Below are 17,795 nucleotides of genomic sequence, written 5' to 3' on the forward strand. Positions count from 1 at the left end.
TGGCATGTATTCTGGAGTTCTCATGCCATCCCGAACTTATCACCTCAGGTCAGCCATGCTGGCGCTGGCCGTCCTGTCTGGCTGCGCCTCGGGGCCTTCCACGCCCTTGAACAACGACGTGCCGGTCGAACAGCGGTTCGCGCAATGGGTGTCCAACTTCCGCGAAACCGCACGCGCGGCGGGCATTGACGAGGTTACGCTGAACAGCGCGCTGGATGGGGTGCAGCTTCGGCAGCGGGCGGTCGAAGCGGACCGCGCCCAGCCTGAGTTCACCCGCACCTTGTGGGACTACCTGGATGCCGTGGTGTCGCCGCAGCGCGTGGCCATGGGCCAGCAAAAGCTGCAGGAGTTGCGGCTGGAGACCGAGGCCGCCACCACGCGCCATGGGGTACCCGGCCCCATCCTGATGGCCGTGTGGGGCATTGAAAGCAACTATGGCACCAACTATGGTGATGTGCCGGTCATTGATGCCTTGGCCACGCTGGGCTTCGAGGGCCGGCGCGAGGCCTGGGCGCGGGGCGAGTTGCTGGCGGCACTCAAGATCCTTCAGCAAGGCGACATCGACCGGGCCCGCATGATCGGCTCATGGGCCGGGGCCATGGGGCAGACGCAGTTCATGCCTTCGTCTTACCTGGCTTACGCCGTGGATGCCGATGGCGACGGGCGCCGCGACATCTGGGGCAGCATGGCCGATGTGCTGGCGTCCACCGCCAACTACCTGGCCAAGTCGGGCTGGCGGGCTGATGAGCCATGGGGCCTGGAGGTCCAATTGCCCGCGGGGTTTGACCCCGCCCGTGCCGACCCTTCGGTGCTGCAAAGCTCGGCGCAATGGGCCGCTGAAGGCGTGAAGGCCATGGGTGATGCGCCATGGCCAACGCTGGCCGACGCCTCCATCCTCTTGCCTGCAGGCGCGCGGGGTCCGGCTTTCATCGTGGGGCGCAACTACCGCACCATCCTGCGCTACAACAACTCGACCAGCTATGCGCTCACCGTGTGCCTGCTGGCGCAACGCATCGGTGGCGGGCCGGGTGTGCAGGCCCCGTGGCCTGTGGACCTTCGCGCTTTGAGCCGGGGCGACATGATCGCCTTGCAAACGGCCTTGAACCAACGCGGCTTTGACAGCGGCGCGCCCGATGGCCAGATGGGCCCGGCCACACGCAAGGCCTTGCGGGCGTTTCAGCGCAGTGTTGGCCTGCCGGAAGATGGGTATCCCACCGCCGACCTGTTGAGGCGCCTTCAACAAGGCCAGTGATACCAAGTGGCCGTGGCCGCTCAAGCAACCTGAGTGAAGTCCGCTTGCCCCACGTGGCAATCCCAGCGCTCGACCACCGCTGACTGCCCTGGCACGCCCGGGTGCCTGATCAGGTTGACCGAGTTGGCCTGCCCGCCCCGCACCCGGGATGACAAAGCCGTGCCCGCCTGCACCACCCGGAAGGCATGCATCGCGCGGCCGCACATGGCTTGTTGAGCGACCACATAAGGCAGGTGGATGTGGCCACCCAGAATCAGGTCGACACCCGCTTGGCCCCATTGCGACAAAGCGGCTTCGTGTCCGTTCAACAGGTTCTTGCGGTCCTTGTCCAGCGTCACGCACAGCGGTTGGTGCACCACCACCACCTTGGTCTGGCCAGGCGCCGCCGAGCTCAGGCGGGTGCTCACCCGCTCGATCTGCTTGGCCGACACCGCACCATCCTTGTGGCGCCAGGGCCGCGTGGTGTTGACCCCGATCACCAGCCACTGCGAGGTTGAAATGCACGGCTCCAGTTCGTGGCCGAATGCGCGGCGGAAGTTGCCGTAAGGCGCCAGCAACCGGGCGGCCAGGTTGAACAAGGGGATGTCGTGGTTGCCAGGAATGACCAGGCGGTGAGGGGCCTTGATCTCATCGGCAAAGCGGCGCGCCGCGGCGAACTGCGAGCGCCGGGCCCGCTGGGTGATGTCGCCCGACCAGACCACGATGTCGGGCTGCTGCGCCCGGGCCAGCCTCAACAAGGCGGCCATCACGGGCGCTTGCTCAGTCCCGAAATGCGGGTCCGAGATCTGCAGCAGGACACTCACGTGGGCACCAGCAGTTGCAAGGGTTGGGGTGAAGGCCGAAAGTGCAGGGGCGCGTCCATCCAGATCACCTCGCCATCGGTGGCCACTTTCAGGCGCTTGGGGCGGTGAGGGCGCCGGGGTGACACGGTCAAACTGGTGAACGCGAAGCTGGACACCTTGTCGGCGTCACCCAGTTGGCCCAAGGCGCCGCGCAAGAGCAAACCCAGCATGGCCAGCTTGCCCACCGGCTTGACCGCAATGGCCACGAGCTGCCCCTCTTGCAGGGCGGGCGCTTCGGGGATGCCGATCTGCGCCATCTGCAGCGGGTTATTGCCCACGAACAAGGTGGGGGTGACGATGGTGTGGGTGGTGTCGTCCAAGGTCAGTTTGATGACCCAATCCCGGTGGTCTCTCAGCATGGTGGCCAGGCTCGCGAACAGGGCGACGACCCGACTGCGCCCGAAGCGCTGTTTGAACACCTCGCGGTCTTGCAGCAAAGTGGGGTACAGGCCCATGCTGGCATTGACGATGAAGGCCTGCTCGTTGATCAGGCCCACTTGCACCGGCTTGAGCTGGGCCGTCAACAAGGAGCTGGCGGCTTCTTCAATGTCTGACGACACGCCATGGTGGCGGCCAAAGTAGTTGAAGGTGCCCTGAGGCAGGATGCCCAGCGGCAGGCCCGTGGGCAGCACCTGTTGCACCACCGCATTGATGGTGCCGTCGCCACCGGCCGCGACCACGGCGCCGTGGTGCTGCTTTGCCAGCTCGATGGCCCGTGAAATGGCCTGAGGCAGTTTCTTGGGGTCGCTCACTTCCAGCAACTCGTGCCGCCGGCCCGCTGCCTGGAACACACGCTTGACGGTGTCCACACGCTCTTGGGCCTCCACGTGGCCGGAGCCACTGTTCAGCACCACGAACAAGGGTGCGGTCAGGGACCAGGGCAGGTGATCGGCTGCTGCGGCAACGGCGTTGCTGGTGGGCATGCTCGGCGCTTTCATGGACGGCTGTTGAAGCCTCCATGGTGTCGAGGGCCGGGCGCGGGCGCCACCAGCCGGTGCCCACCCACCGCGTAGGCTCAGTCCGACAAACAGATCGTCACGCGGCGGCCGGGCTCACCTTGGCCGGGTTTTCAAAGGATGCTCAGCACCGCCCCGAGCGCCGGCTGCGCGGCTGCAATTTGTCCAGTTCGGTGATCTGCTGCTTGAGCAGGATCAGCAAAGTGCGTGCGTCGTCCACGGGCAGGGACAGGCAGGTGGTGCCGGTGTGCTCGTCGCGCGCGGGCCGGGCCTGCACCAGGGCATCGACACCGATTTCGATCAGGCCGTTGTAGTGCTTCGCTGATTTCAAGCGTTGTATTTCGATGTCGTAAGTTTTCATGTGCGTTCTCTCGCATGTCGCCGTCGGGCAGTGTATCGGCTCGCCATGGCCGGCGCTGGTCTATGCTGACCGCATGAGCCAGCCCAAGTCCCTGTTGATCGTCTACCACTCGATGACCGGTGGCACGCGCCAGATGGCCGAAGCGGCGTGCTCGGGGGCGGCCGCGCAAACGGGCGTTGAGGTGCAATTGCGGCATGCCAGCGAGGCGGGGCCTGACGATGTGCTCGCGGCAGACGGCCTCATCTTTGCCACGCCCGAGAACCTCGCGGCCATGAGCGGGCAGCTCAAGGATTTCTTTGACCGCAGCTATTACGCCGTGCTGGACCACGTGGGTGGCCGGCCGTACGCCAGCCTGGTCTGTGCCGGCAGCGATGGGCACAATGCCGCCCGGCAGATCGAGCGCATCGCCACGGGTTGGCGGCTCAAGCCCATCGCCGAGCCCTTGATCGTGTGCACGCGGGCGCAAACCATGGCGGCCATCCTGGCGGCCAAGCACCTTGGCAATGAAGAGCTGGAACGCTGTCGGGTCTTGGGCGAAGCGATGGCGGCGGGGTTGGCGCTGGGCGTGTTCTAAGCCAGGCTTGCTCACCGCGCCGCAGCCTGCGGGCCCACGGCCAGCCACAGCGCGGTGGCCATCAGGATGACCGCGAACGACCACCGCATGGGCTTTTCGGGCAGGCGGTGCGCCAGCGCCACGCCGGCCGACACGGTCAGCACGCCTCCGAGCGCCAGGGGCACGCCCCAGGCCCAATCGACTTGGTGGGCGCTCGCGTAGGTGGCCAGAGCCACGACCGAGCTGGGGGCCACCAAGGCCAGGGACAGGCCCTGCGCCGTGGTCTGGCGCTGGCCCAGCCAACCAGACAGCAGGGGCCCGGCCATGAGGCCGCCGCCGATGCCGAGCGGCCCCATGCTGCAACCGCCCACCAGGCCGACCAATGGCAGCACGCGCAGGTCCAGGCGGCGCTCAGCTTGCGGGGTTTGGGGCTGCTGGGCGGTGCGCAGCAAGCGCAAGGCCAGCAGCACCATGAAGACGCTGAAGATTGCCCGCAACACCTGCGGATCCATCCGCGTGGCCATGTGGGCGATCAGCCAGGTGGTCAGCGCGGCCGACAGGGCAATGGCGGCGATGGCCCGCCAGCCCATGGGGTGACGCTGGTGGTAGCGCCACCAGCCCACCAGCAGATTGGGCGCCATCAGCACCAGGGCCGTGCCCTGCGCAATGGGCTGGTCCAGGCCAAAGCCCAGCACCAGCAAAGGCACGGCGACGATGCCCCCGCCGATGCCGAAGACGCCGCCCACGAAGCCGAGGCTGGCGCCGATCAACAAAGCCATGAGCAGGTGGGCAGGGTCCAGCATGCCTTGCATGTTATTGATGCGAAAAGATTCATACAATCGACTTGATCGCACTTCATCATTGCGGCAGACGCACGAATGAACACTGTCTCTGACCTGGCCTTTTTCGTGGCGTTGGCGCGCCAGCCCAGCCTGGCCGCGGCCGCGCAGGACATGGGCATCACGCCGCCCAACGTCAGCCGCCGGCTGGCCGCCCTTGAAAAACGCCTGGGCTTGAAGCTGCTCAACCGCACCACGCGCCGCCTCAGCCTCACTGCCGAAGGCCAGCGCTACCTGCAAGAAGGCGAGCAGATCCTGCGCGATCTGGAAGGGTTGGAAGAATCGCTCCTGGCCGACCGCCAGACCCCCAAAGGCGTGCTGCGGGTCAACGCCACCTTCGGGTTCGGGCGGCGCCACCTGGCACCAGCCATCTCGGACTTCGCCTTGCGCTGTCCGCAGGTGGAGGTGATCCTGACCTTGACGGACCACCCCCTGGACCTGACCGAGCACGCGATCGATGTGGGCATCCAGTTCGGCACGCCGCCCGATGCCCGGGTGCTGGCGCGGCGCGTGGCCAGCAACCGGCGCTGGCTGTGCGCCTCACCGCATTACCTGACCGAGTTCGGCACACCCGCCGAGCCGCAGGCGCTGGCCCAGCACCGCTGTATCGTCATCCGCGAAAACACGGCCACCTTCAACAACTGGCAACTCACCGATGGGCAGAGCAAGGTGATGGTGAAGGTGCGCGGCCCCTTGAGCACCAACCATGGCGAGGTGGCCGTGGATTGGGCGTTGGCCGGCCATGGCATCGTGCTGCGGTCCGAGTGGGACGTGGCCGCCTACCTGCGCAGTGGCCGCCTGTCTCGCATCCTGGCGCCCTGGGTGGGCGAGATGGCCGACATCCACGCCATCTATCCCCAGCGGCATCACCTGTCGGCCAAGGTGCGCGTCTTTCTGGATTTTCTGGTGGACCGTTTTGACGCGGCCTCAAACCCGGCTTGGTGAGTCCGCCCGATCCCAGGGCGCAGGCCAGCACACGGGCAGGGGTTGGCAGTCGGCCTGCAGGGCCGCCAGATCATTGGGCGTGTCCAGGTCTCGCACATGGGCTTGCTCGCTGGTGGCCACCGTTTGCACCAGCTCGGGATGCCGCGCCAGCCAGTCGCGGATGCCCAGGTGAGGGGGCGTGGCCAGCACCTGCCGCGCGGCATGGGCGGTGAGGATCAGCGGGTGGCCGCGCACGCCGTTGACGAGGGGCATTTGCGCATGGATTTGGGCGTCGCGCTGCTGCCAGGCCTTCAGCAGGGGCAGGATGTGCGTGTGGTTCAAGCAAGGCAAGTCGGCCAGCACGATCAACAGGTCGCTGCCATCGCCTTGGTCCAGGTGGGTCTGCAAGGCCAGCCGTTGTGAGTCCACCAAGGTGCTGATGGCCTGGCCTTGTTGCAGGGGCCGGGCAGCGCAGCGGTGGATGATGGGCAGCAAGGTCTCGGCGTAAGGCCCGATGACCACGCTCATGGCTTGAAGCCCTGCACCTCGCAATGCGCCCACCAGCCTTTCCAGCACGCTGGTGCCGCCCACCAGCAGCGCCGATTTGGGGCGGTGGCCAAGCCGGCTGCCCAGCCCTGCGGCCAGGATGGTGGCCGCCAGGGGCACGGCGGGTGTGCTCATCTCAGGCCAGGCAACTGGGTGCCGTCAAGGCGGCGTTGTGCAAGTGCTTGCCCACGGCCACGGGCGCGGGCACCGGGCGGTGGATGCCGTTTTTCACGGCCACCACCTCGGCCATGATCGACAGGGCGATCTCGGCCGGCGTCTTGCTGCCGATGTACAGGCCAGCGGGGCCGTGCAAGGTTTCCAGCGCCGACTCCGGCACCTCGAAATGCTCGCGCAGGCGCTCGCGGCGCAGCGTGCTGTTGCGGCGCGAGCCAATGGCGCCCACGTAGAAGGCCTCGGACTGCAGGGCATCGATCAGGGCCAGGTCGTCCAGCTTGGGGTCGTGCGTGAGCGCGACCACGGCGGTGCGCGCGTCCGGGCGCAGCCGCAGGATCAGGTCATCGGGCATCTCGTGGCTGATCTCGACGCCAGCCAGGCCCCAGTTGGCGCGGTGCTCTTCGCGCGGGTCGCACACGATCACCTCGAAGCCCAGGCTCAAGGCCATCTGGCACAAGAAGCGCGACAGGTCGCCGGCACCGATCACGATCAGGCGGTTCTGGGGGCCCAGGCAGGTGGTGAGCTGGGTGTCGGTGAGCCGGGGCACGCCATCGCGCCGGCCATCCCGTTGCACCGGGTGCAAGGTGACATGGCCCGTGCGCAGGTCGAGCACGCGCTCGGTGCCCTGGCGTTGCTGGCAGGCCTGCAGCAGCGCCTCCAGGCGGCTGTGCGCGGCCACCCGTTCCAGCACCAGCTCGACCGTGCCGCCGCAGGGCAGGCCGAAGCGGTGGGCTTCATCGGCCGAGATGCCATAGCGCAGCACGGCGGGGGCCTCGGTGGCACAGGCCGCTTGCACGCCGCCTTCGCGGATGCGGTGAATCAGGTCGTCTTCAATGCACCCCCCCGAGACGGAGCCCACGACCTCACCCCGGCCATTGATGGCCATGAGCGAGCCGGGCGGCCTGGGCGAAGAACCCCAGGTGCGCGCCACGGTGACCAGCACCACCGGCAGGTCGGCGGTGTGCCAACGGAGCGCGGTCTGCAAGACCAGGGTGTCGAGGTCTTCCATGGGTGGGCTTCCTTCAGGTGTGGATCAAGCCAGGTTGAAGGGCAATTGGCGTACCGGCTTGCCAGTGAGCTTGGCAATGGCGTTGGCGAAGGCCGGTGCCAAGGGGGGCAGGCCCGGTTCGCCCATGCCGGTGGGCGGATCGGCGCTGGGCACGGTGTGCACGGCCACCTCGGGCATGTCGGTGATGCGGGGCACCGCGAAGTCGCCAAAGTTGCTTTGCTGCACCTCGCCATCCTTCAGGGTGATGGCGGCGCCTGGCAGGCACATGGACAAGCCCATCAGCGCGGCGCCTTGCACTTGCGCTTCCACGGTGCGCGGGTTCACGACCAGATTGCAGTGCACGCCCGCTGTCACGCGGTGCAGCACAGGGGTGCCCTTCTTGGCCGAGGCCTCGACCACGTAGGCCACCACGGACTCAAAAGACTCGTGCACCGCCACGCCCCAGGCGCGGCCCGCGGGCAAGCGCTTCTTGCCATAGCCGCTCTTGTCCACGGCCAGTTGCAAGGCGGCGCGGTGGCGCGGGTGCTTGTCGCCGAAGAGCGCCAGGCGGTAGGCCACCGGGTCTTGTTTGGTGGCCCGGGCGATCTCGTCGATCAGGGTCTCCATCACGAAGGCCGTGTGCGTGGAGCCCACGCTGCGCCACCACAGCACCGGCACGTTGACCTTGGGGTGGTGAACCGTCAGGCGCATGGGCAGGGCATAGGGATCGCGCATGCCTTCAACGGCGGTGGCGTCGATGCCGTTCTTGACCATGCCGCCTTCAAAGGGCGTGCCTGCGGTGATGGACTGGCCGACCAGGACGTGGTCCCAGGCCAGCACTCGGCCGCGCGCATCGAAGCCGATGCGGGCGCGGTGCAGGTGCATGGGGCGGTAGTAGCCGCCCTTGATGTCGTCTTCGCGGCTCCAGACCATGCGCACGGGCACGTTCAACCCGGCACCACGGGCCGCCTTGGCGATCTCGCAAGCCTCTACCACGTAGTCGCTGCTGCCCACGGCGCGTCGGCCAAAGCCACCGCCGGCCATCTGCACGTGCATGCTTACTTGCTCGGGCTTGAGGCCCAGCACGCGCGCCGCGGCGGCACCATCCACGCCGGGGAACTGGGTGCCAATCCACAAATCCGCTTTGCCCTCGGACAACTGCACCGTGCAGTTCAAAGGCTCCATGGGCGCGTGCGCCAGGTAGGGGAAGATGAACTCCGCATCGATGCGCTTGGGCGCGGTGGCCAAGGGCGCCATGTCCGCGTCAAACTGGCGCGGGCCGGGCTGCTTGGCCAGCTCGCGGTACTGGGCCAGCTGTTTCTCGCTGTCGACCTTTTCCAACTTGGCGCTGTCCCACTGCACCTTGAGCGCATCGCGCCCCAGCTTGGCGGGCCAATAGCCATCGGCCACCACGGCCACGCCTTCGGCGCCCCGGTCCAGCGGCACGCGCAACACGGCCTTCACGCCTTTGATGGCCCGGGCGGCGCTGTCGTCCAGCGAAGCGATGCGGGCGCCGAACACGGGCGGGTGCGCCACCACGGCCGTCAGTTGGCCAGGCAGGTGCGTGTCGATGCCAAAATCCTGGCGGCCACTGCTCTTGGCCTTGGCGTCCAGGCGGTTGGTGGGTTGGCCGATGAGGCGGAAGTCCTTGGGGTCTTTCAGCACGACCTTCTCGGGCACGGGCAGGGCCATGGCGGCCTCGGCCAACTCGCCATAGCCCAGCTTGAGCCCGCCGGGGCCGATCACGGTGCCCGATTGCGTGCGCAGGGTGGCCACGTCCACATGCCAGCGCGTGGCGGCAGCGCTGAGCAGCATGGCCCGCGCTCGCGCACCCAGCTCGCGGTATTGCGTGAAGCTGTGCTTGATGGAGTTGGAGCCACCGGTCAGGTGGATGCCCCACATCGGGTCGACATAGGCCGGGTCACTGCTGCCATGGCGGCTGCGCACCAGGCTCCAGTCGGCATCGAGTTCTTCAGCCAGGATCATGGGCAGGGCCGTTTGCACGCCTTGCCCAAACTCCAGCCGGTTGATGGTGACGGTGACCTCGCCATTGGGCGCGATCTGCACAAAGGCCGAGGGCTGTTGGGTGGGCTTGAGGGCGCTGTCTGCGCTGGCCCCTTGGGCCAAGGCCAGGTGGGGAAAAGCACCCAGCGCCAGGCCACTCACGCCCGCCAGCTTCAGGAAGCTGCGGCGCGGCATGGTGGCCGCGTGGGCGTTGGGTTGGCTGCGGGCCAGCATGTGCTGCAGGGCACGGGGCATGTCTGGGTGATCGAGGTGGTTCAACATGGCGGCAGCTCCTTCAAGCCAGGGTGCGGGCGGCGTCGGCCACCGCGGCGCGGATGCGGGCATAGGTGCCACAGCGGCAGATGTTGCCGGCCATGGCCGCATCGATCTCGGCGGGCGTGGGCTGCTTGCCAGGGGCCAAGGATTTGAGGAAGGCGGTGGCGCTCATGATCTGACCACTCTGGCAGTAGCCGCACTGCGCCACATCGTGCTTGACCCAGGCCGCGTGCACGGCCGAGCCCACGCGGTCGCGGCCATCGGTCGTGGCCTCGATGGTGATGATCTTCTTGCCCTCGGCGGCAGAGATGGGGGTGATGCACGAGCGGACCGCCTCGCCATCCAGGTGCACGGTGCAGGCGCCACACAAGGCCGCGCCACAACCGAACTTGGTGCCGGTCATGCCCAGCGTGTCGCGCAGGGCCCAGAGGATGGGGGTGCCAGGGTCGGTGTCGACCTTGTGTGTCTGGCCGTTGACGTTGAGCGTGCTCATGGGGTCCTCTCTCCTTAAGGTGGCTCAGTGTGCATGCCTGACCCGGCATGGGCTTGCCGTTTTTGGTGCTTGTGTTGCCTTTTTCAACGAGTCTTCGCCAAGGCGGGGCGCCCCCCAAGGGGGCGGCTGTACAGTGCGCTGTCAGAAAGAACCGCATAAATACAACGTTCCTGAAAGGCTGGTCATGACCGTTGAAGCCCTGGCCCATGCGCTGGGCCAGATTGCCCAAACCGATGGCAGTCACCCCACCGGCATCGCGTCGTTGTCGGTCTACCGCAGCAGTGTGAAAACCGAACCCCTGGCCTGTTTCTACGCCTTGGGTTTGGCCATCCCGGCGCAGGGCAGCAAACAAGTGGCTTTTGGCGACCAGGTGTTTGCCTACGGCCCGGGCCAGTCCTTGTTGACCACGGTGGACCTGCCCGTGGTGGCCCACGTGACCCACGCCAGCCTGGCCCAGCCTTACCTGGGCCTGTTGCTGACGCTGGATGCGAGAGCGCTGTTGCAGTTGGCCTCCGAGATGGATCTGACCCCTTTGTCCCGGGAGCCGGCACCTCGCGCGATCTCGCTGAGCACCTTGCCAGCCCCCATGCTCGAGGCCGTGACCAGGTTGGTCCAGTTGGTGAACGAGCCGCAGCACATGCCGCACCTCGCGCCGCTCATCCAGCAAGAGATCATGGTGCGCTTGCTGACTGGGCCGCATGGCCTTTACCTGCGGCACCTGTTGGCGGCGGGCTCGCCCAGTCACCAGATTGCGCGGGCCATGGCCTGGCTGAAGCAGAACTTCCGCCACGATGTGCGGATGGACGAGCTCGCGGCCACGGCCCACATGAGTCCGTCAACCTTCCGGCAGCATTTCCGCGGCCTCACAGGCATGAGCCCTTTGCAATACCAAAAGCAATTGCGCTTGCAAGAGGCCCGGCACCTGATGTTGGACCAGGCGCTGGACGCAGGCACCACCGCCGCGCGCGTGGGCTATGAAAGCGCCTCGCAGTTCAGCCGCGATTACAGCCGCCTGTTTGGCGCACCGCCGCAGCGCGACGTCAAACGCCTGCGGCACGGGGTGCCCGGTTAAGACTGCGCCTTGGCGCCGCGGCTTTCGCGCCATTCCGATGGTGTCAGGCCCGACCACCTTCTGAAGGCGCGGTGAAAACTGTGCACCGATGAAAAGCCCAAGGCTTCGGCAATCTGCTTGAGGGGCAGCTTGCCCTCGGCCAGCAGGCGTTCGGCCGTCAGGCGCTGGCACTCCTGGGAGAGATCGGCGTGGGTCGTGTCCAGCGTGCTCAGGTGCCTGCGAAAGCTGCGCTCGCTCATGCCCAGGTGCTCGGCCGTTTCCGCCACGGTGGGCTGCTTTGGAAACGCGCTCAGCAACCAGGCGCGCACCGTGTCCGCCATGTCCGAGCCCGCCTTCATAGCGGCCAGTTGCGAGTCGGCTCGTGTTCTGGCCGCCATGTAGGCGACGGGGTCGTGGGTGGGCAGCTTCGTGTCCAGCAAAGCGGCGTTGAAGGTGATCGCACATTCCTTTTGACCAAAGCTCATGCGTTGGCCAAAGGTGGCTGCATAGCGGTGTTCATGCTCGGGCGCGGGCGTGTGCGGAAAAGTGACGTGGTGGATGTCAGCGTGGCTGGCGCCCGCGAAACGCAGCATCTGAATCGAGCTGGTGGCCACCTGCTCCAAGCGGAAGTGGCCGCTCAAGCCGTTTTGAACCGCGGGCTGCACCAACAGGCGGGCAGTGGCCCCGCTTTCCGCCAACTCGATTTCAGACCGATCCAGGGCCAGCACGGCAAAGCGGCGGATGTCATCGAGTATCTGCCGCAAGCTGGGCGTGGCCAGCACCAGCGGTGTGAGCACGCCATAGCGCATCAGCGCGATACTCTTGCCCGCCACCAGGCCGAAGGCGGTGTCGCCGGTTTCCTCGATCACGGCAGCCATCAGGCGGTCAAACAGTTCCAAAGGCACCCAAGCACCTTCCTCTTGCAGATCGTCGGCTGATTCGATGCCACACCGCCGCAGGGCGGCACCGGAGTTGAAGCCTTCCACGTCGAGGACGTAGGCCAGTATTTTCAAATTGAGCGGGGAAAGTCGCATGAGGCACAGGGTGCTGGCAAGGTAGGCAGCAGTCTGGGGGTTTTCCATGCAGCAATGCACAAATCACGGTCGGTGCTTTCCCTAGAACGGGCTGCTGATGGTTAATAAGTGGCCGATTCGGACAATGCCCGCGCTGCTGGTGGACCCTAGGCTTGCTGGATCCAAACAGGAGACCTCCACCATGCAACGATCCAACCAGGGCGTGCGCGCCTTCGCACTCAGCAGTCTGGCCGCCGTACTTCTCACCGCCGGGGTCACGAGCGCCCTGGCCGCCACCACGACCACCTTGGGCACGCGTGGCAGCCTCAGCCAGCCCAACCCCGCGGTCACGGCCAACGCCGCTGGCACCTGGAAGGATTACTCGCGCGCTGAAGAGTACGCCAAGGCCGTGACCTTGCCCTTGCAATTCATCACGATGAAGAATGGCCAGAAGCTGGCCGTGCTCGTCTCGGTGCCGGCCGATGGCAATGGCGTGCCAGTGCCCGGCGCGTTCCCGGCCGTGTTGACGCAAACCGCCTACCGCATTGACGTGGGCCAACTGCTGGGCGGCTTTGCCGTGACCGGCAACACGCTGCTGGTGGGCGGCAAAGACGAGTTCATGATCAAGCGCGGCTACATCTCGGTGGCCGTGGATGTGCTGGGCTCCGGCATGTCGGACGGCCAAGGTGCCTTGCTGGGCGCGGCGGAGCAGGCCGCCTATGGCGAAGCGGTCGAGTGGGTGACCAAGCAGCCTTGGTTCAACGGCAACCTGGGCCTGGCGGGCACGTCCTACCTGGGCATCACGAGTTTGCTGACCGCCGAGCAGCAAAACCCTGCGGTGAAGGCTGTGTTTGCCCAGGTGCCCATGGGTGATGCCTACCGAGGCACGGTGGGCGTGGGCGGTCTGCTCAATGCCCAGTTCATCAGCCTGTGGCTGCCCCTGACGCAGGCGCTGAGCGTGCAGAACGACATCGCCAAGAGCCTGCACCCCACCTTCGCCACGCAGATCGAAGCCGCCAACCAGGAACACATCGCCGCCATCGACAGCTGGTACCTGCCCACGGTCAACAACTCCCTGGCTGGCCTGACCGGCTACGCCACCGACGACGGCGATTTCTGGTCGACCCGTTCGCCTTTGGAAAAGGCCGCTGCCATCAAGGTGCCCACCTTCATCGTGGGTGGCTCGAACGACATCTTCCAGCGCGACGAGCCCCTGCTGTACGAGCAACTGAAGAGCAAGGTCACCACCAAGCTGCTGATCGTGCCGGGCGCGCACCTCCAGGCGGTCATGAGTGCTCAGAACGACGAGAACAACAGCACGGCCAATGGCGCACCGGCCACCAAGTTCCTGATGCTGCAGTGGTTTGACCAATACCTGCGCGGCATGAACGTGGGTGCGGCCTCGCTGCCCAACGTCACCCAGTACGTTGAGGGCTACGGCATTCTTGGCAAGCGTTTTGCCAGCACCACCGACTGGCCGCACCCCCAGGCCACGCCGCAGCGCTACTACCTGCGCGGCAACATGAAGTTGACCACCCAGGCGCCCTTGCTGCCTGAGGCCAGCCACACCATCGCCGAGCCCCAAGGCGCCGCGATCACCTACAACGTGAGCGACACCGGCAAGACCGTGCAGGCCAAGGTGACCCTGAACGATGGCAGCGATTGCTCATCCAGCTACGTGCAATGGTCGCTGGGCATGGGTGGCTTGCTGCCCAAGCTTTGCTACACCAACAGCAACACCGTCGAAAAAGAGCAAAAGGCGCTGATCTACCAGACCGCGCCACTGACCGAAGACATGTACATCAATGGCCCCATGCAGGCGGACATCTGGATGTCGGCCACGAACACCGAAGCGGCCGTGGCGGTTCGCATCGATGACGTGGATGTGTGGGGCAATGCCACGCCCATCTCGACCGGCCTGCAGTCCGCCAGCCACCGCGCGGTCGACACCAGCCGCTCGCGCTACATCAATGGCGTGATGGTCCAGCCGTGGCACCCGTTCACCATGGCCGCCAAGCAGGCCGTGGTGCCCGGCCAGGCCATGCTGGTGCCGGTGGAGGTTTTCCCCGCCGCCGCACTGATCCGCAAGGGCCACAAGCTGCGCATCGCCATCAGCGCCAGCAACCAGGCGCAGGGCATCTGGCCCACGCCGCAGCAGCTCAAGGCCAATGGCAACGTGAGCACCATCTACAACGACCCCAGCCGGCCTTCCAGCCTGGTGTTGCCCTTGGTGCCCCGCAGCGTCTTGAAGTAAACGCTGTGTTGTGTGACTTGCTGGGGGCGTTTCAGGCGCCCAGCAAGGGCATCAAGCCGCCGCGGTGGTCCAGGGCGATCAGGTCGTCGCAGCCGCCCACATGGGTGTCGCCGATGAAGATTTGAGGCACGGTGCGCTGGCCGGTGATCTGCATCATGTGCTGGCGCTGCACCGGGTCCTGGTCAACGCGGATTTCTTCGATGTTCTCGACACCACGCTGTTTGAGCAGCATCTTGGCCCGGATGCAGTAGGGGCAGACCTGGGTGGTGTACATCTTGACGGCTTGCATGGCGCGGCTCTGTTGAAGTTCAATCCAGGAGACATTGTCCTGCGCTTGGCATGACCGTCTCCTGTGTGGGGGCACCCGGCGGGCACCCCGGTGTGGCATCAGGCCGCTTTGTCGACCGGCAGGTTGGCTTCGCGCCAGGCTTTCAGGCCGCCGGCCAACACCTGGGCTTTTTCGTAGCCCATGGTCTTGAGCTGGGCCACGGCCTTGGCGCTGCGCGCGCCCGTGGCGCACACCACCACCAAGGGGGTGGTTTTGTTGCCAGGCAGGCCTTTCACTTTGTCGGCCAGGGTGTCCAGGGGGATGTTCTTGGCGCCCACGACGTGGCCGGCGGCGAATTCGGCGGTGTCGCTCACGTCGATCACCTGCGCTTTTTCGCGGTTGATGAGCTGCACCGCATTGGCCGGGGTCAGGCCACCATTGGCACCGCCCTTGATCTGGGGCCACAACAGCAGGCCCCCGGAGGCCAAGGCTGCGACAAGCCAGTACCAGTTCTCAAGCAGATAGCTCATGGAAAATCTTTCGTGTGGATGGCAAACGTGGGATTTTATAATCTCCGACTCCCTTTACGCGACCGGACTTGAAGCCATGTACAAGCTTGTGCTGATTCGCCATGGCGAATCCACCTGGAACCTCGAAAACCGATTCACCGGCTGGACCGATGTGGACCTGACCCCCACGGGCGTCGAACAGGCCAAACAGGCCGGCCGCCTCCTCAAGGCCGAAGGCTACGAATTCGACGTGGCCTACACCTCGGTGCTCAAGCGCGCCATCCACACCCTGTGGCACACGCTGGACGAGATGGACCGTCCCTGGTTGCCCGTGGTCAACAGCTGGCGACTGAACGAGCGCCACTATGGCGGCCTGCAAGGCTTGAACAAGGCCGAGACCGCCAAGCAATATGGCGACGAACAGGTGCTGGTGTGGCGCCGCAGCTATGACACGCCGCCGCCTGCGCTGGACGCCAACGACCCGCGCGGCCAACGCCAGGATATCCGGTACAGCAAGCTCAAGCCCGAGCAAATCCCGCTGACCGAATGCCTGAAGGACACCGTGGCCCGCGTGCTGCCTTTCTGGAACGAGGCCATGGCCCCGGCCATCAAGGCGGGCAAGCGCATCGTCGTGGCGGCCCACGGCAACAGCATCCGTGCCCTGGTCAAGTACCTGGACAACATCGGCGATGACGAGATCGTGGGCCTGAACATTCCCAACGGCATCCCGCTGGTGTATGAGCTGGATGCGGATCTGAAGCCGATCAAGCATTACTACCTGGGCGATGCGGAGTCGATTGCCAAGGCGGCGGCTGCGGTGGCGAGCCAGGGCAAGGCCTGATTCAAGCGCTTTGTCGGGGAACGCGAGGCTGGGAGTCGCCAGTGGCTGGCAGGGCTCCGATGGTGGCGGTCCACCGCTACGCGGCGGACTGCTCTGCGGTGCTCGGGTCGAGGTGGTGCTGTGGAACTCACTGCGCGGACTTCGTCCGCTCCGTTCAAACAACCACAGCAAGTCAGTTTACAAAGCACGCTGCGCGTGCCCACCTCGCCCCTGTGCGTCCTCGACGCCCCCGACGTCGCCCTGCCAGCCACCGGCTCATCCCTGATCGCCTCGCTGGTAGTTTGGCGCGAGGTGGTGCGCGAACGGTGTGGCGAAACACCACGACGGTGGCATGTCACCAGGGGCCGTGCCGCACCACCAGCGGGGCGAAAAGGGGCTGGGGCGGCATCCGGCGGGGCGCCTGGGGGTGCTTGCGAAGTGCGGGGTTGGGGTGGGCGCGCGCAGCGCGCATCAATATCTGACTGGCCGTCCGCGCAGTGAGTTCCACGGCCCCACCTCAACCCTGCGCTTCGCAAGGCAGTCCCGCTCAGAGCGGGACCACCCACCTGAAGCTCCGACGGATGCCGCCCCAGACCCCGCCCCGCGCTGCCCCAACAAAGCGCGCAAACTCAAGCGCTCAACGACCAAGGCCGGTCAAGCTGTAGACCACCGGACAGTGATCCGAAAGCAAACGCCCCTGATCTTCAGTGGCAAACGGTACCCGCGCAAACTGCTTTTGCGACGCGCGCCTGGCCAGTGACTCGCTGACCAGGATGTCATCGATGTAGCGTGTGTGCCGGTCATCGGCACTGCAGGGGATGCTGTCGGCGCCCTCGGTGGCGCGCACCAGCACGGCGCCCGTGGGGTCGTTGTCGCTCAAGGCATTGAACACATTAAGCGGCTGTGACTCGTCCGGCCCGGCGGGGTAGCGCGAGTCCTTGTCCAGGTGGCGGTTGAAATCGCCCAGGATGGCGAAGGCCTTGCCTTCTCGCACCCGCTCGTCCACCCAGCGCTCCAGCACGGGCACTTGTTGGCGCAGGCGTTGGCAGGGGGCAAATTGGCGGTCCAGTTTGCCGTCGAAGCAGCCGCTTTTCAGGTGCACGGACAGCAGGCGCACTTCGCGGGTGGTGCCAGGGTAGAGCGTCACATCGGCGCCAGCCCGGGTACTGCCGTCGATGTCCAAAGCGCTCAAGTCGCCATTGCAGCGGTAGGGCGTGCCTTCGCGGATGGCAAAGCCCACTTTTTGCGGGTGGGCCCGGTCGACGAAGCAGTCCAGCTTCCAGCCTTGGCGGAAGACTTGCCGAGCCGCGGTGGCGCCGTCCACCTCTTGCAAGGCCACGGCATCGGCCCGCAGCACCTCATGCAGTTGCGTGGCGGTGCGGGCCAAGGCGTCGAAGTCGGCCGCGCTGCGCGTGGGTGGCTGGGCCTTGCCGGGAGTGCAGGGCAAGGCGCGTTCGTCACTCCGGGGTTGTTGGCGCAGGCAGCGACTGCCCAGCTCGGCGCGGTCGCCGGGCGTGAGCAGCCATTCCATGTTCCAGGTGGCCAGGCGCAGGGCGTCGGTCTGCTGGTTGGCGGCCCGGGTTGGAGAGCAGGCGCTGAGCACGCTCAAAGCCGACGCGAGCGCCGCCACCACGCTGAGGGCGCGGCGGTTTGGAAGGCAAGGCATGGTGAT

Annotated in this window: 18 protein-coding genes; 6 read left to right on the forward strand and 12 right to left on the reverse strand. The window is 66.3% G+C overall.

Translation table 11 applies throughout. The annotated features are described in order from the left end of the window. Positions 1–22 precede the first annotated feature (22 nt). A complete protein-coding gene (locus LQ232_RS11695; protein WP_230180489.1) occupies positions 23–1,252 on the forward strand; it encodes a lytic murein transglycosylase in 1,230 nt (409 codons plus the stop codon). 20 nt (positions 1,253–1,272) lie between these two features. Here the strand turns inward: LQ232_RS11695 and LQ232_RS11700 are convergent, their stop codons facing one another. From LQ232_RS11700 to LQ232_RS11710, 3 genes are all read right to left on the reverse strand, one after another. After that, a complete protein-coding gene (locus LQ232_RS11700; RefSeq protein ID WP_230180490.1) occupies positions 1,273–2,055 on the reverse strand; it encodes a metallophosphoesterase in 783 nt (260 codons plus the stop codon). Continuing rightward, positions 2,052–3,017, reverse strand: coding sequence for a diacylglycerol kinase family protein (locus LQ232_RS11705; protein WP_230180491.1), 966 nt, complete (start codon positions 3,015–3,017; stop codon positions 2,052–2,054). Before LQ232_RS11705 ends, LQ232_RS11700 begins: the two co-directional genes overlap by 4 nt. Before the next feature lie 157 nt (positions 3,018–3,174). Then, complete coding sequence (locus tag LQ232_RS11710; protein ID WP_230180492.1) at positions 3,175–3,411, reverse strand: hypothetical protein; 237 nt, start codon at positions 3,409–3,411, stop codon at positions 3,175–3,177. A gap of 73 nt (positions 3,412–3,484) precedes the next feature. On the opposite strand from LQ232_RS11710, the gene LQ232_RS11715 reads away from it, so the two are divergent. Then, positions 3,485–3,985 carry a flavodoxin family protein gene (locus LQ232_RS11715; RefSeq protein ID WP_230180493.1) on the forward strand — a complete coding sequence of 167 codons (501 nt, stop codon included), beginning with the start codon at positions 3,485–3,487 and terminating at the stop codon, positions 3,983–3,985. A gap of 11 nt (positions 3,986–3,996) precedes the next feature. On the opposite strand, the gene LQ232_RS11720 is transcribed toward LQ232_RS11715, so the two are convergent. Next, positions 3,997–4,776, reverse strand: a complete 780-nt coding sequence (locus LQ232_RS11720; RefSeq protein WP_230180494.1) for a sulfite exporter TauE/SafE family protein — start codon at positions 4,774–4,776, stop codon at positions 3,997–3,999. Between the two features lie 66 nt (positions 4,777–4,842). Between LQ232_RS11720 and LQ232_RS11725 the strand changes: the two genes are divergently transcribed. Beyond that, the gene (locus tag LQ232_RS11725) at positions 4,843–5,748 is read left to right on the forward strand and encodes a LysR family transcriptional regulator (protein WP_230180495.1); all 906 of its coding nucleotides are present in this window, start codon (positions 4,843–4,845) and stop codon (positions 5,746–5,748) included. Here LQ232_RS11725 and LQ232_RS11730 read toward each other — a convergent pair. From LQ232_RS11730 to LQ232_RS11745, 4 genes are read right to left on the reverse strand one after another with little or no spacing between them, the layout of a single operon-like run. Next, positions 5,731–6,408 (reverse strand): NTP transferase domain-containing protein, encoded by a 678-nt coding sequence (locus LQ232_RS11730; protein WP_230180496.1) that lies wholly within the window; start codon positions 6,406–6,408, stop codon positions 5,731–5,733. The two genes, LQ232_RS11725 and LQ232_RS11730, sit on opposite strands and share 18 nt — an antisense overlap. 1 nt (position 6,409) lies before the next feature. Continuing rightward, the gene (locus LQ232_RS11735) at positions 6,410–7,456 is read right to left on the reverse strand and encodes an XdhC family protein (RefSeq protein ID WP_230180497.1); all 1,047 of its coding nucleotides are present in this window, start codon (positions 7,454–7,456) and stop codon (positions 6,410–6,412) included. Between the two features lie 24 nt (positions 7,457–7,480). Beyond that, positions 7,481–9,721: a xanthine dehydrogenase family protein molybdopterin-binding subunit gene (locus tag LQ232_RS11740; protein ID WP_230180498.1), complete on the reverse strand. Its 2,241-nt coding sequence runs from the start codon at positions 9,719–9,721 to the stop codon at positions 7,481–7,483. A 13-nt stretch (positions 9,722–9,734) separates the two neighbouring features. After that, positions 9,735–10,208: a (2Fe-2S)-binding protein gene (locus LQ232_RS11745; RefSeq protein ID WP_230180499.1), complete on the reverse strand. Its 474-nt coding sequence runs from the start codon at positions 10,206–10,208 to the stop codon at positions 9,735–9,737. 184 nt (positions 10,209–10,392) lie between these two features. Between LQ232_RS11745 and LQ232_RS11750 the strand changes: the two genes are divergently transcribed. After that, entirely contained in the window at positions 10,393–11,280 is an 888-nt protein-coding gene (locus tag LQ232_RS11750) for an AraC family transcriptional regulator (RefSeq protein ID WP_230180500.1), read from the forward strand. On the opposite strand, the gene LQ232_RS11755 is transcribed toward LQ232_RS11750, so the two are convergent. Next, on the reverse strand, positions 11,277–12,293 hold the full coding sequence (locus LQ232_RS11755) for an AraC family transcriptional regulator (protein WP_230180501.1): 1,017 nt from the start codon (positions 12,291–12,293) through the stop codon (positions 11,277–11,279). The genes LQ232_RS11750 and LQ232_RS11755 overlap by 4 nt on opposite strands. A gap of 181 nt (positions 12,294–12,474) precedes the next feature. On the opposite strand from LQ232_RS11755, the gene LQ232_RS11760 reads away from it, so the two are divergent. Beyond that, positions 12,475–14,526 carry a CocE/NonD family hydrolase gene (locus tag LQ232_RS11760; protein WP_230180502.1) on the forward strand — a complete coding sequence of 684 codons (2,052 nt, stop codon included), beginning with the start codon at positions 12,475–12,477 and terminating at the stop codon, positions 14,524–14,526. 31 nt (positions 14,527–14,557) lie between these two features. Here LQ232_RS11760 and grxC read toward each other — a convergent pair whose 3' ends face one another. Both grxC and LQ232_RS11770 read right to left on the reverse strand, forming a co-directional pair. Beyond that, positions 14,558–14,815, reverse strand: coding sequence for a glutaredoxin 3 (grxC, locus tag LQ232_RS11765; protein WP_230180503.1), 258 nt, complete (start codon positions 14,813–14,815; stop codon positions 14,558–14,560). Between the two features lie 98 nt (positions 14,816–14,913). Continuing rightward, entirely contained in the window at positions 14,914–15,324 is a 411-nt protein-coding gene (locus LQ232_RS11770; RefSeq protein WP_230180504.1) for a rhodanese-like domain-containing protein, read from the reverse strand. 76 nt (positions 15,325–15,400) lie between these two features. Here LQ232_RS11770 and gpmA point away from each other — a divergent pair, with 76 nt between their 5' ends. Beyond that, a complete protein-coding gene (gene gpmA, locus LQ232_RS11775; RefSeq protein ID WP_230180505.1) occupies positions 15,401–16,144 on the forward strand; it encodes a 2,3-diphosphoglycerate-dependent phosphoglycerate mutase in 744 nt (247 codons plus the stop codon). A gap of 616 nt (positions 16,145–16,760) precedes the next feature. Here gpmA and LQ232_RS11780 read toward each other — a convergent pair. After that, complete coding sequence (locus tag LQ232_RS11780) at positions 16,761–17,789, reverse strand: endonuclease/exonuclease/phosphatase family protein (RefSeq protein ID WP_230180506.1); 1,029 nt, start codon at positions 17,787–17,789, stop codon at positions 16,761–16,763. Between the last annotated feature and the right edge of the window lie 6 nt (positions 17,790–17,795).

The sequence above is a fragment of the Aquabacterium sp. CECT 9606 genome (genome assembly GCF_918741295.1).
Taxonomy (GTDB): Bacteria; Pseudomonadota; Gammaproteobacteria; order Burkholderiales; family Burkholderiaceae_C; genus Aquabacterium.